Origin of the sequence: Corynebacterium sp. HMSC062E11 (genome assembly GCF_001811845.1) — a bacterium.
GTDB classification, from domain to species: domain Bacteria; phylum Actinomycetota; class Actinomycetes; order Mycobacteriales; family Mycobacteriaceae; genus Corynebacterium; species Corynebacterium hesseae.
Genome location: NZ_KV806774.1, coordinates 291,823 through 308,198, shown reverse-complemented (window position 1 = coordinate 308,198; position 16,376 = coordinate 291,823). Strand labels below are relative to the sequence as shown.

Sequence of the window (16,376 nt, the reverse complement as noted above, 5' to 3'; positions counted from 1 at the left end):
CCCAAACTTGGAGGACAGTAACTATGGCAGATCCCACACTTTCCCGTCTGACCGAGCTCTTAGTGGACGATTCCGTCGATCTCAGCTGGCAACGGACCTTCTACGAGGATCTGCATGCCCACCCTGAGCTCTCCCATGAGGAGGAACGCACCGCCGGGCGGATTCTGGAACAACTAGAAAACTACGATTGTGAACTCGTCACCGGCATCGGCGGACACGGTATCGTCGCTATCTTCCGCAATGGGGATGGCCCCACCGCGCTGATGCGGGCGGATTTCGATGCTCTCCCTGTAGCCGAGGAAACCGGCGTCCTCTTCGCCTCGACCAACGGCGCGATGCATGCCTGCGGGCACGATGTGCACGCCACCGCGTTGCTCGGCGCGTGCGCGATTCTCGACGCCCACCGCAACACCTGGCGCGGCACCTTCCTAGCACTGTTCCAGCCCGCCGAAGAATCGTCCATGGGTGCCAAATACATGATCGCCGACGGGCTCACCGAGCGCGTCCCTGCACCGGATGTGTGCTTCGGCCAGCACGTCATGCCGGGCCCCGCCGGGCAAGTCCAATCCACCGCCGGCCCCATCCTGGCCGGCTGCGACTCCCTTCGCATTCGCATCACGGGGCGCTCGGCGCACGCCTCCATGCCGCACGAAGCCATCGACCCCTCCTATGTGGCCGCCATGGTGGTCACGCGTCTGCAGGCCATCGTCGGCCGCGAAGTTCCTCCCCATGACTTCTTCGTCATCTCGGTGGGCGAGCTACATTCGGGTGATAAGAACAACATCATTCCAGGTGGCGCCGAGCTAGTGCTCAACACGCGTTATTACAAACCGGAATTGGCCGAGCGCGTCTACGCCTCCCTCGAGCGCATGGTGCGCGCCGAATGCGAGGCGTCCGGGTGCCCGGCAGCACCGACCTTCGAATACTTCGCTCACGGCGAGGTCACCGATAACGACGCTGCCACCCACCAGGCTGTTCGCGCCGCCTTCGACGAGGTCTTCGGCAAGCTCTCCGTCACCGCCGCGCCCTCCACCGTCTCCGAGGACTTTTGCTATCTCCCGCAGGCCTGGGGCGTGCCTTATTACTTCTGGTTCATCGGCTCCACACCGGAAAACCTCCTCGACAACCCGCCCGTTAACCACCAGGCCACCTTCCTACCGGACTATGAGCCCACGATGCGCTCGGCCACTCGCGCTGGGGCCGCCGCCGTTCTGTCTTTCCTTGGACGCTAAGCCTCTGTGCCCAACGCCACTCGGCATCACGGTCTGCGTGAAACGTTGGTCAGTGTCCTGGTCTGCAGGTGCATACAGAACTGGTTAAGCTTGGGAGTTGGTATTTTTTCCGCATTTATATGCCTCAAGTGAAGGGATTCTCATGAGTCAACCCCAGCACTCCGATTTCCAATCCGCAGTTCCTGGACACGTTCGCGCCGCAGCCGGCGTCTCCCCCTCTCGTGCGACCGACCGCAAGTTTTGGTCCGGTCTGTCTTCCTCGGTGATGGAGCAGATTGCAGACAATTGGGAGGCCACCCGCAGCGCCTACGCTGCCACTCGTCAGCAGCACTACTTCTCCGCTGAGTTCCTGCAGGGTCGTGCCCTGCTCAACAACCTCACCAACGTCGGTCTCGTCGATGAGGCCCGCGCCGCTACTAAGGCTGCGGGCCACGAGTTGGCTGATGTCCTCGAAGCCGAGCACGATGCCGCACTCGGCAACGGCGGCTTGGGCCGCCTCGCCGCCTGCTTCCTCGACTCCGCCGTCACCCAGGACTACCCGGTGACCGGCTATGGTCTCTTGTACCGCTATGGCTTGTTCCGCCAGTCCTTCGACAACGGTTTCCAGCGCGAGGAGCCGGATGCATGGATGGAAAACGGCTACGACTTCATCATTCGCCGCGCTTCCGAGCAGCGCCTAGTCCACTTCGACGACATGGACGTGCGCGCCATCCCCTATGACATGCCGATCACCGGTTATGGCACCGATAACGTGGGCACCCTGCGCCTGTGGAAGTCCGAACCCATCGATGAATTCGATTACGATGCTTTCAACTCGCAGCGCTTCACCGAGGCCATCGTGGAGCGCGAGCGCGTCATGGACATCTGCCGCGTGCTCTACCCCAACGACACCACCTACGAGGGCAAGGTCCTGCGCGTCCGTCAGCAGTACTTCTTCGTATCGGCCTCGCTGCAGCAGATGATCGATAACTACATCGAGCACCACGGCGAGGACCTCACCGGCTTCGCTGAGTACAACTGCATCCAGCTCAATGACACCCACCCGGTGCTGGCCATCCCGGAATTGCTCCGCCTGCTTCTCGACGAACACGGGATGGGCTGGGATGACGCATGGAAGGTCGTCACCGAAACCTTCGCCTACACCAACCACACGGTGCTGGCTGAGGCCCTAGAGAGCTGGGAAGTGTCCATCTTCCAGAAGCTGTTCTGGCGCATCTGGGAACTGGTGGAAGAGATCGACCGCCGCTTCCGCGAGGACATGGCCCAACGCGGATTGGATCAGGGCCGCATCGACTACATGGCCCCGGTATCCGATGGCCACGTGCACATGGCGTGGATCGCCTGCTATGCCGCGTACTCCATCAACGGCGTCGCCGCCCTGCACACCGAAATCATCAAGGCGGACACGCTCTCCGAGTGGCACGAGCTGTGGCCGGAGAAGTTCAACAACAAGACCAACGGTGTGACCCCGCGCCGCTGGCTGCGCATGTGCAACCCGCGCCTGTCCGACCTGCTCACAGAACAAGCTGGCTCCGATGCCTGGGTCACCGATCTGACCGAGCTGGCGAAGCTGGCTCCTTTGGCTGAGGATGAGAAGGTACTGCGCCAACTCATCAATATCAAGCGCGCCAACAAGCAGGATTTCGCCGCCTGGATTGACGCGCACCAAGGCGCATCCGTAGACCCGGATTCCATCTTCGACGTCCAGATTAAGCGCCTGCACGAGTACAAGCGCCAGCTGATGAACGCACTCTACATCCTGGACCTGTACTTCCGCATCAAGGTCGACGGCGAGACCGTCCCGAAGCGCACCTTCATCTTCGGCGCGAAGGCCGCCCCGGGCTATGTCCGCGCCAAGGCCATCATCAAGCTCATCAACGCCATCGGTGACTTGGTCAACAACGACCCAGCCACCAAGGACGTACTCAACGTGGTCTTCGTTGAGAACTACAACGTCTCCCCCGCCGAGCACATCATCCCGGCCGCTGACGTCTCCGAGCAGATTTCCGTCGCTGGCAAGGAAGCCTCCGGTACCTCCAACATGAAGTTCATGATGAACGGTGCCCTGACCTTGGGCACCATGGACGGCGCCAACGTGGAGATCGTCGAGGCAGTGGGCGAAGAAAACGCCTACATCTTCGGTGCCCGCAACGAGGAGATCCCGCAGCTGCGCGCCGAGTACAACCCGGGTGAGCTCTACAACACGGTTCCGGGCTTGGCACGCGTCCTCGACGCCTTCACCGATGGCACGCTGGGCTCTGAAAATGCGGGCATGTTTGGGGATCTTCGCTCCTCGTTACTCGATGGATTTGGCGAGCACGCCCAGGACACCTACTACGTTCTTGGGGACTTTGCCGACTACCGCGAGACCCGCGACCGCATGGCAGCCGACTATGACGCTGATGAGCTGGCATGGGCCAAGAAGGCATGGCTTAATATCTGCTACTCCGGCCGCTTCTCCTCCGACCGCACAATCGCCGACTACGCCAACGAGGTGTGGAAGCTGGCCCCGACTCCCATCGCCAACGTCTAGGTAGACGGGGTTAATAGGCGCGCTAGTGCCTATTAACCCTTAGATGGGTAGTCCTTCAAGACTCCTTCAAGGCAAAAGCGCCGCCCCACTCAATTACCCCCTTCCGCCATTGCGGGAAAGAGGCCGAGTGAGGCGGCGTTGCCTTACTGCGCGAGAGCCCTACTTATCGCGCAGCGTCTGACCCAGCTCGTGGACCTGAATCATGTTGGTGTTACCGGAGATTCCAGGAGGCGTACCGGCGATGACGACGATCATGTCGCCTTCCTTGTACTTATCCATCCCCAGCAGCGCCTCATCGATGGCTTCCATCATGTTATCGGTGGACTCCACCGATTCACTCAGGAAGGTCTCGGCGCCCCAGGTCAAAGCCAACTGCGAGCGCACGGCCGGATGCGGGGTAAAGGCAAGCAGCGGCAGCGGCGAGTGCAAACGAGCCACGCGCTTTGCGGTATCACCGGAGGTGGTGAACGCCACGATTGCCTTCGCGTTAAGGCGCTCAGCGATATCGCGTGCGGAGTAGGACACGACACCGCGCTTGGTGCGCGGAACGTGCGTCAGCGGAGGAACGCGGCCACCCTGCTCGGCATTCGCGACGATCTTGGACATGGTGCGCACGACATTCTGTGGGTCGATGCCCACGGACGTCTCGCCGGAGAGCATGACTGCATCGGCGCCGTCGAGCACTGCGTTGGCAACGTCGGACGCCTCCGCGCGGGTCGGCCGCAGATTGGAAATCATGGAATCGAGCATCTGTGTTGCCACGATTACCGGCTTGGCGTTCTCACGCGCAATCTGGATGGCGCGCTTCTGGAACAGCGGAACCTGCTCCAGCGGCACCTCGACGCCGAGGTCACCGCGGGCAATCATGATGGCATCGAATGCCAGCACGATGGACTCGAGGGCATCGACAGCTTCCGGCTTCTCCAGCTTGGCGATGACCGGAACGCGGCGGCCTTCCTCATCCATAATCTCGTGGACCTTGTCCACGTCGGCCGGGGAACGCACGAAGGACAGAGCAATCAGGTCGACACCAAGCTTCAAGGCGAAGCGGAGATCTGCGATGTCCTTTTCCGACAGGGCCGGGACGGAAATGTCCATGCCCGGCAGGGACACGCCCTTGTTGTTCGAGACCGGACCGCCTTCGGTGACCTCACAGACGACGTCGTTGCCATCGACTTCCTTGCACACGACGGCGACCTTGCCATCGTCGATAAGCAGGCGGTCACCCGGCTTCGCGTCCTTCGCCAGGTTCTTGTATGTGGTGGACACGCGGTCGTGCGTGCCTTCCACGTCCTCAACAGTGATGCGGACGATCTCGCCGTCCTTCCACATCTCTTCACCGTTGATGAAGCGACCCAGACGGATCTTCGGACCCTGCAAGTCCGCCAACACACCGACGGCGTGGCCGGTCTCATCGGTGGCCTCGCGGACCCAGCGATAGTTCGCTTCATGATCCGCGTGCTCGCCGTGAGACATGTTCAGACGCGCCACGTCCATGCCCGCTTCAACGAGGCCAAGGATTCCTTCCTTGCTTGCTACCGCGGGACCCAACGTACAAACGATTTTGGTTCTTCTATCCAACATGGAATGCCTTACTCACATCGGGAGCTTCTAACGGTTCCCAAACTACCCCGGTTTACTGGTCTCGGCCACTACGAATGACGCTCATAGCGCGTTTTCAAGCCTCGTCCCGAGTGCTCTCCAGGACTGAGCAAAGCCCCAAATATTCGGCAACAAACGGGAATACCCGGGCACATCTGGGCATTTCGTACTCATCATTCGGAACCTCAGGCTTCCGAATAAGAGCTCAAAAACACCGTGTGTGATCCCGGCTACTTTTTCTGTTTTCAGCGCCTAAAACAGGCAGACGCTACGAAAGCCGTACCTAATTAAAGCCTGCGGAGCCACCATTCTTCTCAACTTCCGCGGAACGAGCGGGATCCACTTCCTCCGGTGACTCCTGCCCACGTGGCAACCGGAAGTACACGATGAGCGCAACAACGAAGCAGACCACCGAAACGATGACGTTGACGCGCAACCCGAAGATGTGCGTGGCCTCATCAGCGCGCATGTTTTCTACAACGAACCGCCCCGCCGTGTATCCGGCAACGTACAGCGCGAACACACGCCCATGGCCGAGTTTGAACGCCTTGTGCGCCCACAGCAGGAACACACACACCGCCACATTCCACAGCAGTTCATAGAGGAAGGTCGGATGCACTGAGGTCGCTACTTCCCCGGTCGAGCGTCCGCTGATTGGTGCGTACGCGCCGCTGTCATTTACTCGGTAGTAGATGTCCAAGGCCCACGGAACCGTGGTTTCACGGCCGTAGAGCTCCTGATTGAACCAATTACCCAAGCGCCCGATAGCTTGGGCCAAGACAAGTCCGGGCGCGACGGCGTCCGCAAATGGCCCCAATGGGATGCCTTTAACCTTGAACATGATCCACACCGCTATTGCGCCCAGCGCCACTGCGCCCCAAATGCCGAGGCCGCCGTTGGTAATCTTCAGCGCATCAACTGGATTGCACGTGGAACAGAAGTACTTTTCGTTATCCGTAATCACGTGGTAGAGGCGCCCACCAATAATTCCGGCCGGTATCACCACCAAGGCCGCATCCCACACCACATCCGGGTTTCCACCGCGGGCAGTATAGCGGCGCAGCGTCATCCACATCGCAACGAGGATGCCGACGATGATGCACATGGCATAAGCGCGAATTGGGACCGGACCTAGATGCCACACGCCTTGCGGCGGAGAGGGAATGTTGGCGAGATTGTAAATTTGCACGGGAAACAGTGTGCCTGAAAATAACGCCCACTACAACGCGTCTAGGTCCTGCGCGAAGGGCACGCCGGATGCTGGCCGGTAGCCACCAAAGAACGCGCCAAGGCCATGGGGTCTTGGGCAGCCATGATGGACTCACCGACCAAGATGGCATCAGCGCCCTGAGAAGCATAAGACAACACGTTTCGCGGGCTATTGACCCCACCCACCGCGATGCGCGTCATGCTCTCAGGAAGACCCGGCGAAATAGTAGAAAAGGCCTCCCGATTAATAGCATCGGAGGCCAAAGACCACGCGTTGATCGCCACGACAGTTCCCCCTGCCTTAATGACGCGATCCACCTCAGCGCACGTACGAACTTCCAGGATGGCGGTCATGCCGAGAGATTCCACGCGGTCTAGGAGAGACTCGAGGCGAGCCTGGTCGAGCAGCTCCACTTGCAGGGGAATCGCATCCGCCCCATAGCACCGCGCCTCATGGATCTGATAGGGGTCGACGATGGTGTCGCGGCATAGCATCGGTATGTCAACGGCGGACCGGGCCGCCCGCATGTCTTCGAGGGAACCGTGGAAGCGGCGGCGATCCGTTTGACACGCCATCACATGCACTCCGGCTTCCTCCAGGCTATGCGCCAACGCTGCCACGGACTGCGGGCTCTCCAAATGCGCAATTTCACCGCCATAAGGTACGGCACGCTTTATTTCGGTAATGATAGAGCATCCCGGACGCAGCAAAGCCTGTGCAGCATCGCGCGGGGCATCCATGTCTCGGGAACGCGCCTTTACTTCCTTGAAGGGAACGCGGGCCTCCCGCGCGGCGACATCAGCTAGTACGCCGGCCACGAGGTGATCGACGGCAATCGGGGTAGGCATGGAGCACCTCCCTTCCCCGAAGGAAACTCAATGAAAGAAACAGGATGGAGTTCGAGATCACACTTAGGCTAGCGCGCTCTTACCTCCAACCAGAAATCCGGGGTCCCCTTCTATCAGCGCAACACCCCGTGGTGGAGATGAGACGAGCCGGTGGCTCGTGCCGCCACCTCCCCTAGGTGGTGCGAGGATCTGTGGGGTCGATATCGGCGTCCAAAGCGTCCCACATCACGCGGCCAGAATCCTGGGAGGTTTCTAGATCTTCCTGCAGGCGCTCCTGCCGTACAGCTGGTGTCTCATATTTGGCGGAGCGGGGCTTATCGCCTCCCGGATTGCTGGCCACCATGACCGCACCAAAGAGCGCGAGTGCAGCGCCGACGAGGGCGAGGACAGGGCCGGCAGTCGAGGCATCCGCGGAGAGCACCGTGGCCCAGTCAGAAATGGTCGTGGACTCCACGGAGGTATCATTCGTGCCTCCCTGCAGCAGTTCCTCGGCGCGCTCCGCCTCCGGGCCGGCGGTCAGCAACGCAACAGGCCGCCATCCCGCAGCCGCCGCGGCAAGTGCTGTGAGGCCAGATACGATTCGGCGGCCGGTGCGCCGTAGCGCGAAGGCCGCAACACCGCCAGCGAGGACCACAACGCTCAACGCGATGAGCTCGAGGGACCACAAGGAACCCGATAGCTCCGCAACGCTGGAGCCGGCCTTATCATCCTCAACCGCAGCCTTTACCCACGTCATGCGGGAAGACAGCCACAATAGGATGGCACCGACAAACATCAACAGGGGTCCAATGCGCTTAGCCATCATTCTCCTCCCCTAAGAGATCACGTGCATCGAAACAGGTCCGGTCACCGGTATGGCATGCCCCGCCGCGCTGACGAACGGTGAGCAGGATGGTGTCACCATCGCAATCCAAGCGCGCGCCGACCACTTCTTGGGTGTTGCCGGATGTTAGGCCTTTGATCCAATACTCGCGGCGGGAACGTGAATAGTAGGTTCCGCGGCGCGTCGCCAACGTGTAGGCCAAGGCATGGTCATCCATCCACGCCAACATGAGCACCTCACCGCGCTCCGACTGCACGATGGCTGGAACAAGCCCCGCCTCGTTGCGCTTAAGTTGCTGAGCAATCTCATCACTCAGCTCATAAGCCCCGACAGCCGTTGGGTCGGTGGTGGGGTTGTCACTGTTCCTCGTCACCGTCGCACCTCCTTGCCTGCCGCGGCTAGCGCCTGCTTGACCTCAGAGATCTCCACTTCTCCGAAGTGGAAAATGCTGGCGGCCAGCACCGCATCTGCCCCAGCGTCGACAGCCGGTGGGAAGTCCTCGGCCTTTCCCGCACCGCCGGAGGCGATGATCGGAACGGAAACTTTCTCGCGCACTGCCTCGATCAATTCGATATCAAAGCCCGCCTTGGTTCCGTCGCCGTCCATGGAGTTCAGCAAGACTTCGCCGACACCCAATTCCTCACCGCGCTTGGCCCATTCCACGGCATCGAGGCCCGCAGAACGCGTTCCGCCATGCGTGGTGACCTCGAATCCGCTAGGGAAATCTGCAGCACGGCGCGCATCCACCGACAACACGATGCACTGCGAGCCAAACACATCCGCAAGCTCACGCAGTAGCTCCGGGCGCGCGATGGCAGAGGAGTTGACGGAGACCTTATCGGCGCCGGCACGCAGCAGTTCACGGACGTCGTCGACAGACCGCACTCCACCGCCAACGGTCAGCGGGATAAAGACCTGATCGGCGGTGCGGCGTACGACGTCAAGCATGGTACCGCGGCCGTCCTTCGACGCTGACACATCGAGAAAAGTCAGCTCATCAGCACCCACGCGGTCGTAATGGGCGGCCAACTCAACTGGGTCGCCGGCATCACGCAAGTTTTCAAAGTTAATGCCTTTGACCACGCGGCCATTATCAACGTCAAGGCACGGGATCACTCGCACGGCAAGAGCCATGGTGACAATCCTCCTAAAGCTCAAAGCGAAATGAAAGGCAGCTCGAATCGAACTGCCGATTGATGTAATTCAAGTCCGGTATGCGGCGCCAGCGACGAGCGCTAGCGTCCTAGGCAAGCCAAACGCGTATCAACGGCTTCCGCGGGGGTTTCGGGCGATGGCATCCAAGATCGTGGCATGCACCTGCGGGGTACCGCCCACGAATCCCTGTGAATGCGCGGTCCACTCGTTGCCTTCTGGATCACTCACGCGGCCACCGGCAGCCTTGATCATGAGAGCACCCGCCGCGTTATCCCACGGGTGCGGCGAGAAATTCACCGCGCCGTCAAACACGCCTTGAGCCACAAATGCATTATCCAGACCCACGGACCCGGTCATGCGGGGACGCAGCCCGGTCTCCCGGAGATCATTGAACAGGCCCGTAGGCAGGTGCGAGGAGCAGCCCACGTGGCCACGAGCCTCGTCGAATCCCTGGGCATCTTCGCCACCACCGAATCCAGAGGAGGGGCCGCCGCTGGTTCGCAGCTGCATGCCCTGCGCCGCAACGACGCGGCGGTGTAGCAGGGGGAAATCCGCTACTGCAACAACCGGCTTTGCTTCGTGGATAAGCGTGACAAGAATGCCGCAGCATGGATTCCCGGCTGAGTAGTTCGCGGTTCCGTCCACGGGATCCACAACCCACACCGTCTCTTCAAGGCTGCCGCCTGATTCTTCACCGAGTACCGGGATACCGGTGAGCTGGTTCAGCGTCAGTCGCAGCTGCTGTTCAATCAGCAAATCCACCTCGGTGGCAAAGTCCCCTTCGCCCTTGAAACGCGCGGGCGCTGCACCGAGGCCCCGGCGGAAGAGATCATCAACCTGGTCCACCGCTGCTTCTGCAAAGGCCACGAGTTCGCGCGGATCCGACGCGGAGGTTCCTGACATCGGGGCCATTGGCCTACCTCTCCTCGATCGGGTCAATGTATTCTTCACCCGGCAACGGCGTAACTTCCGCAACCGCCGCGAGCGCCTCCTCCAGTGTGAAGCGCTCCTCATAGAGAGCCTTGCCGATGATGGCGGAATCAATTCCCTCATTTTCGTAGAGGGCCAATTCACGCAGATCATCAAGGGTGGAAATCCCACCGGAGGCTGTTACCTTTGCCTCCGTGGCGGCCGCAACCTCACGCAGCAGTTCGATGTTGGGGCCTTGCAGCGTCCCGTCCTTGGACACGTCCGTCACCACGAAGCGAGTGCAACCAGCGGCGTCAAGGCGCTCGAGCACCTCCCAGAGGTCGCCACCATCGGAAACCCAGCCGTTACCGCGCGTGCGCCACTCGCCGTCCACCATCCGGACTGCGAGATCGACCGCGATGCGGTCACCATGCTCTGCCAAGACCTTGGCAATCCATTCGGGGTTCTCCAAAGCCGCGGTACCAATATTGACGCGGCGGGCTCCGGTGGCGAGTGCACGGGCCAAGGAGTCATCATCCCGGATACCTCCGGTCAGCTCCACGTTAAGGTCCACGCTCGTGGTGATCTCAGCGAGCAGCTCGTGGTTGGAGCCGCGGCCAAAGGCTGCGTCCAGATCTACTGCGTGCAGCCACTGCGCGCCTTGGGCCTGCCACTTAAGGGCGGCCTCACGCGGCGAGCCATAGGGCTTTTCAGTTCCGGCCTCTCCCTGATCAAGGCGAACCGCCTGACCGTCGACGACATCAACCGCGGGCAACAGTGTAAAGCTCATGGTGGGTAGTCTACCTTTCGAGTGGGCTCTTTAAAGCGTTCCAATCCAGTTCTTTAGCAGCTGCGAGCCGACGTCACCCGACTTCTCCGGATGAAATTGCGTGGCCCATAGCGCACCGTTTTCTACCGCGGCGACAAAACGGTCACCGCCATATTCGGACCACGCCACCTTCGGCGGCTCAGTGATTTCAGTCTCGAGCTCCCAGCTCCGCGCGGCATAGGAGTGCACGAAGTAGAAGCGATCCTGCGCGCTCACGCCATGGAACATAAGGCTATCGTCGGGAAGCTCAACGGTGTTCCAGCCCATGTGGGGCAGAACCGGCGACTGCAAGCGGGTCACCTCCCCCGGCCACTCACCACAGCCTTCCGTATAAACGCCGTGTTCTGTACCGGACTCAAAGAGAATCTGCATTCCTACGCAGATACCGAGAACTGGGCGGCCGCCAGCTAAGCGTTGACCAATGATCCGAGGCCCCTGGGCTGCGCGCAGGCCTTCCATGCAGGCAGCGAAGGCGCCTACGCCGGGCACCAACAGGCCATCGGCTTCCACCGCTAGCTTCGGGTCTGCGGTCACCGTCACGGTGGCACCGACCCGCTCAAGTGCGCGCAAAGCCGAGCGGAGGTTGCCGGCACCATAATCAAGGACAACTACGTCGTGTGAGCTCATCGTGGCTCCTTTCCGGGCCTCCTCGGCCTTCTAATCCTGCGCAAGCGCGTTTGGATGTCATTAAGTTCGCTCACGCGAGTCTTACCCAAAGCTAGGTCAGCAGCCGTCATGAGCAAGCCCACTGCAATGATGGCGGCACCTGCGGCAAAAGCGCCTTTGTATCCTGACATCGCCACGACGGCGCCAAGGACCGTCGAACCAAGGCCAGTACCACCGTCGTAGAAGATGTTCCACACCGCAGAACCCTCGGAGAGCCGCTCGCGTGGGAGGCGGTCAAACATCGACAGCAGCGCCTCGTTTTGAACGATGCCGAAGCCGGCACCGTAGATGACCGTACCGAACACGAGCAGCCATACCGACCACTCTTGCCACAGCACGGCGGCGATGAGTCCCACACCCACGACCGAGGAAGCCTGGGCCGGAATCATGAGTGTGCCGGGCTTGCCCACCCGGTCCGCCACGACACCGGCGACGTAGCGCGCAATCATGCCCGCGCCACCAATCACGGACAGCATGAAGCCGCCCAAAACCGCGCCGCGTTCAGGATCCAATTCGCGCACGGCCGGCGAAATGAAATTCGAGGCCACGCCGTAGCTCACGGAGAAGCTCATCAACGCCAGTGCCGGCACGAGCACAAGCTTCCACATTGGAGCACGCGGAGTGGTATCCGATGGGTCCGGCATTCCCACCGGGGCAGCCTTGATCTGCGGTACGAGGATGCAGGTGAAGAAACCCAGAAGGCCGAGGCCGGCGGCCAAGAGGTACACCACGTTATAGTTGTACGCTGCGGCGACGGCAAGGCCGACGGGCAGGAAGGCCATCTGTGCCGCGCCGATAAAAAGGCCGAAGATTCCAGTGGCCTTGCCCAACAAGCGCCGCGGCGTGATTTCCGCGATGAGCGCGTTTTCCGACACCGTCAGGGCACCAAAGCCAATACCGCGCAGTGCGGAAAAGCCTAGGGCGATTGGGGCGGCGTCGCCCAGCATGTGGCCCAACGCCGGCACGCCCAAGAGCAGCGCCGACGCCGCCATGATCGGCCGGTAGCCAAAGATGCGCAGCAGCATCGGAGTCGCCATTTGGGTAAGCACGGTGGCCAGCATGAACACGCCGGTTGTGGCGCCAGCCAGCGTGGCCGATCCGCCGGAATCCAACACAGCCAACGGCACCACGGGTAGCAAGACTGACCACGCGCCGAAGGCGGAAACCACCGCGATCATGGTTTCCTTGAAGCCGGCAACCTTCCACACACTCTGAGGGGCGTTATCTGTCACTTTGCCGCCAATCCTGCCGAAAAGATGTCGAGGAACCAGACCAACGCGGCGGCCACGGCGACCGCCGCGAGCGCGCCCGCGACCACAGTCAGCAATACTGAACCGTTCTGATACGCCGCCCACGCGCCGCCGACGAGCAGACCGGCGACGAGAAAGAGAATGAGAACCATGACATTCATAGCGTCTTAGAGTGCTCCCTTCGTCGAAGGAACTCCGGTTACTCGCGGATCCCGCTCGGTTGCCTGGCGCAGGGCGCGGGCCACTGCCTTGTACTCGGCTTCCGTGATGTGGTGCGGATCGCGCCCATAGCGCACGTTGACGTGCAGAGTCGTCGCCGAGTGTGTGGCAAAGGTTTCGAAGAAGTGCCGGTTGATCACCGTGGCGTAGTGCCCGCCGATAACCTGCCACTCCAAGTTCTCCGGCTCGCCATTCATGACAAAGTAGGGCCGCCCAGAAATGTCAACGACGGCCTCCACCAGCGTTTCATCCATGGGCAGAAGCTGGGAGCCGAAACGGCGGATGCCGGACTTATCCCCCAGTGCTTCGAGGAAAGCGCGGCCTAGCACAATCGCGGTGTCCTCCACTGTGTGGTGGGCATCGATATCGATATCACCCTCGGCATGGACCTTAAGGTCGAAGGAGCCGTGGGTACACACAGCGTTGAGCATGTGGTCAAAGAACGGCAGCCCCGTTGAAATATCCGCCTGGCCGGTGCCATCGAGGTTGATTTCGACGGAGATCTTTGTCTCCCCAGTCACGCGCTCTGCGCGGCCAATGCGGTCGCCTAAGTCGTGGCGTGTAGCTTCACCAGCGCTCATTGTCCCACGCTCCTTCTTTTCATCATGAGCCTTTTCCTGGGCTCAAGTTTCAGTTCTCAGTTAGTCATCTCTACTGTATCTGCCAAGTCCGCCGCGGCCGAAAGGAAGGCGTCATTCTCTTCGGGCAGCCCAATCGTGGCGCGCAGGAGACCCGGTACGCCGTTGTCTCGGATCAGCACATCGCGGTCGAGGAATCCCTGCCACACCACGTGTTGGTCGGCAAAGCGCCCAAAGGAGACGAAGTTGGATTCGCTCGGCACAACGTAATAGCCAAGCTCCTGGAGCCGTGCGACAACCCGATCCCGCTCCGCCGAAAGCTTCGCCACGGTACCCAAGGTCTCCTCCTTGTGAGCAAGAGCCACGGTGGCCGCGATCTGGGATAAAACGGAGAGGTGATAGGGCAAGCGGACGAGCATCACGGCTTCCACGAAGGCGGGATCCGCCACAAAGTAACCCAAGCGCCCGCCGGCGAAATCGAAGGCCTTGGACATCGTGCGCGAGACCACGAGCTTGGTCGGGTACTTCGCCAGCAGTGTTGTAGCTGACGGCGAGGGCGAGAATTCCATGTAGGCCTCGTCCACGATGACGATGCCCGGCGCGGCCTGCACGATCTTCTCCACTAGTTCGATCGGGGTGACATCACCGGTGGGGTTGTTCGGGGTGGTGATGAAGACGACGTCGGGGCTGTGCTTGGCGACGGCCCCCAGAGCCGCCTCCTCATCGATGCGGAAGTCCTCATCGCGCGGGCAGGAAATGAATTCGGTCTGCGTGCCTGCGCACAGAATCGGATGCATGGAGTAGCTCGGCGTAAATCCCAGCGCGCTGCGGCCCGGCCCACCGAAGGCCTGCAGCAGCTGCTGGAGCACCTCATTGGAACCGTTGGCTGCCCACACGTTCTCCACGCCCACGGTGACACCGGTCTGCTCGCTGACGTATTCCGCCAGCGCCGTGCGCAGCTCGACGGCATCGCGCTCCGGGTAGCGGTTGAGTTGGCGTGCGTGCTTCTCGACGGCCTCCACCATGTCCTTCACCAGCGCCTCCGACGGCGGATAAGGATTTTCGTTGGTGTTGAGTTGGTTGGTTACCGTCAGCTGCGGGGCACCATAGGCACTGGAGCCACGCAATTCTTCACGCAGGGGAAGATCCTTCAGCTCAGCCATGGTTTAAGCCTCTCCTTTCTGGGCATCTGTGTCTTCGGCGAATCGTGCGGCGATTGCTTCACCGTGGGCGGGCAGCGCCTCCGCGGTGGCGAAGGCGATAACGTTCTCCGCTACCTCGCCGAGTGCCGCGCGGTCATACTCGATGAGGTTTACTGGGCGAAGGAAGGTGTGCGTCGACAAGCCGGCGCTAAACCGCGCGGTTCCAGAGGTTGGCAAAACGTGGTTGGAACCCGCGGTGTAATCACCAAGAGGTACGGGCGAATAGTCGCCAACGAAGATGGCACCGGCGTGGCGGATGCGCTCCGCAACTGCCCGGGCGTTTATCGTGTGCACCTCCAAGTGCTCGGCGGCATAGGCATCCGCGACGGCGATTCCCGCCTCAAGGTCCTCAACCACGACAATGCCCGACTGCTCACCGCGCAGCGCCTCGGCGGCGCGTTCGGCATTGGCGGTGGCGGTATAACGCTGCGCTACCTCCGCGTTCACGGCGGCGGCAAACTCCTCTGAATCAGTAATGAGCACGGAAGCAGCCATGGGATCATGCTCTGCCTGGGAGATGAGGTCATAGGCCACGTAGACGGGGTTGGCGCTATCGTCTGCCAAAATGGCGATCTCCGTGGGCCCGGCCTCCGCATCAATGCCCACCACGCCCTGCACTGCGCGTTTAGCAGCGGCAACAAACACGTTGCCTGGACCGGTAATGATATCGACAGGCTCCAGTGCTTCCTCACCGGTAACCGGTTCATCATCGCCATAGGCCAGAAGGGCAATGGCTTGCCCGCCGCCTACTGCCCACACCTCGTCCACGCCGAGCATGTGACACGTTGCCAAGACAGTCGGGTGCGGCAGACCACCAAACTCCTTCTGTGGTGGGGAGGCCACGACCATCGCCTCAGCGCCCGCTTCCTGGGCGGGGACGGCGTTCATAATGACGGAAGACGGATACACCGCCTTGCCGCCTGGGACATACAGCCCCACCCGCTCGATGGGGTGAAAGACCTCGGTGACCGTTGCCCCCGGCGCCAGGGTGGTCGTGTGCGAATCCGGCCTCTGGTCAGCGTGGACAGCACGCACGCGCGCGATGGATTCCTCGATGGCTGCCCGCACTTTCGGGTCCAGCTCATCGACTGCTTTCTTTAGCTCCTCCTGAGGAACTCGCACCGCGGCCGGGCGAATGCCGTCAAATTTTTCGCCGAAGTCGAGGGCGGCCGCCGCTCCGCCGTCACGGACCTTCTCCACCATGGGGATAACAGTGCCCATCACCGAGGACACGTCCGTGCCCCCTCGCGGCAATACTCGGCGCAAACGGGAGGTAGTAAGTGCCTCTCCACGCAGGTCGATGGTTCGTAGCATGCTGGG

General features: G+C 61.4%; 16 protein-coding genes. 2 read left to right on the top strand and 14 right to left on the bottom strand.

The window, feature by feature from the left end; all coding sequences use genetic code 11:
* Window positions 1-23: 23 nt before the first annotated feature.
* Window positions 24-1,232, top strand: a complete 1,209-nt coding sequence (locus HMPREF2822_RS01380) for an amidohydrolase (RefSeq protein ID WP_070519965.1) — start codon at window positions 24-26, stop codon at window positions 1,230-1,232.
* 142 nt (window positions 1,233-1,374) lie between these two features.
* Window positions 1,375-3,765 (top strand): glycogen/starch/alpha-glucan phosphorylase, encoded by a 2,391-nt coding sequence (locus HMPREF2822_RS01375; protein ID WP_070519963.1) that lies wholly within the window; start codon window positions 1,375-1,377, stop codon window positions 3,763-3,765.
* 159 nt (window positions 3,766-3,924) lie between these two features.
* Here HMPREF2822_RS01375 and pyk read toward each other — a convergent pair whose 3' ends face one another.
* The 14 genes from pyk to hisD form a co-directional block, all read right to left on the bottom strand.
* Window positions 3,925-5,346, bottom strand: coding sequence for a pyruvate kinase (gene pyk / locus HMPREF2822_RS01370; protein ID WP_070520168.1), 1,422 nt, complete (start codon window positions 5,344-5,346; stop codon window positions 3,925-3,927).
* A gap of 304 nt (window positions 5,347-5,650) precedes the next feature.
* Window positions 5,651-6,556, bottom strand: a complete 906-nt coding sequence (gene lgt / locus HMPREF2822_RS01365) for a prolipoprotein diacylglyceryl transferase (protein WP_070519960.1) — start codon at window positions 6,554-6,556, stop codon at window positions 5,651-5,653.
* A 41-nt stretch (window positions 6,557-6,597) separates the two neighbouring features.
* Window positions 6,598-7,425 carry an indole-3-glycerol phosphate synthase TrpC gene (locus HMPREF2822_RS01360; protein WP_070519958.1) on the bottom strand — a complete coding sequence of 276 codons (828 nt, stop codon included), beginning with the start codon at window positions 7,423-7,425 and terminating at the stop codon, window positions 6,598-6,600.
* A gap of 172 nt (window positions 7,426-7,597) precedes the next feature.
* Window positions 7,598-8,227, bottom strand: a complete 630-nt coding sequence (locus HMPREF2822_RS01355) for a TIGR02234 family membrane protein (protein ID WP_185963198.1) — start codon at window positions 8,225-8,227, stop codon at window positions 7,598-7,600.
* Entirely contained in the window at window positions 8,220-8,564 is a 345-nt protein-coding gene (hisI, locus tag HMPREF2822_RS01350; RefSeq protein WP_154736475.1) for a phosphoribosyl-AMP cyclohydrolase, read from the bottom strand. Before hisI ends, HMPREF2822_RS01355 begins: the two co-directional genes overlap by 8 nt.
* Before the next feature lie 53 nt (window positions 8,565-8,617).
* Window positions 8,618-9,382 carry an imidazole glycerol phosphate synthase subunit HisF gene (hisF, locus tag HMPREF2822_RS01345; RefSeq protein WP_070519949.1) on the bottom strand — a complete coding sequence of 255 codons (765 nt, stop codon included), beginning with the start codon at window positions 9,380-9,382 and terminating at the stop codon, window positions 8,618-8,620.
* 129 nt (window positions 9,383-9,511) lie between these two features.
* The gene (locus HMPREF2822_RS01340; protein ID WP_070519947.1) at window positions 9,512-10,315 is read right to left on the bottom strand and encodes an inositol monophosphatase family protein; all 804 of its coding nucleotides are present in this window, start codon (window positions 10,313-10,315) and stop codon (window positions 9,512-9,514) included.
* A gap of 4 nt (window positions 10,316-10,319) precedes the next feature.
* Entirely contained in the window at window positions 10,320-11,102 is a 783-nt protein-coding gene (priA, locus tag HMPREF2822_RS01335) for a bifunctional 1-(5-phosphoribosyl)-5-((5-phosphoribosylamino)methylideneamino)imidazole-4-carboxamide isomerase/phosphoribosylanthranilate isomerase PriA (protein ID WP_070519945.1), read from the bottom strand.
* A gap of 30 nt (window positions 11,103-11,132) precedes the next feature.
* Window positions 11,133-11,768, bottom strand: coding sequence for an imidazole glycerol phosphate synthase subunit HisH (gene hisH, locus HMPREF2822_RS01330; protein ID WP_070519943.1), 636 nt, complete (start codon window positions 11,766-11,768; stop codon window positions 11,133-11,135).
* The gene (locus tag HMPREF2822_RS01325; protein ID WP_070520166.1) at window positions 11,765-12,985 is read right to left on the bottom strand and encodes an MFS transporter; all 1,221 of its coding nucleotides are present in this window, start codon (window positions 12,983-12,985) and stop codon (window positions 11,765-11,767) included. The genes hisH and HMPREF2822_RS01325 overlap by 4 nt, the downstream gene beginning before the upstream one ends.
* A 50-nt stretch (window positions 12,986-13,035) precedes the next feature.
* Window positions 13,036-13,218, bottom strand: a complete 183-nt coding sequence (locus HMPREF2822_RS01320; RefSeq protein ID WP_070519941.1) for a hypothetical protein — start codon at window positions 13,216-13,218, stop codon at window positions 13,036-13,038.
* Between the two features lie 6 nt (window positions 13,219-13,224).
* On the bottom strand, window positions 13,225-13,857 hold the full coding sequence (hisB, locus tag HMPREF2822_RS01315; protein ID WP_070519938.1) for an imidazoleglycerol-phosphate dehydratase HisB: 633 nt from the start codon (window positions 13,855-13,857) through the stop codon (window positions 13,225-13,227).
* 56 nt (window positions 13,858-13,913) lie between these two features.
* Entirely contained in the window at window positions 13,914-15,017 is a 1,104-nt protein-coding gene (locus tag HMPREF2822_RS01310) for a histidinol-phosphate transaminase (protein WP_070519936.1), read from the bottom strand.
* Between the two features lie 3 nt (window positions 15,018-15,020).
* Window positions 15,021-16,370: a histidinol dehydrogenase gene (gene hisD, locus HMPREF2822_RS01305; RefSeq protein ID WP_070519934.1), complete on the bottom strand. Its 1,350-nt coding sequence runs from the start codon at window positions 16,368-16,370 to the stop codon at window positions 15,021-15,023.
* Window positions 16,371-16,376 lie beyond the last annotated feature (6 nt).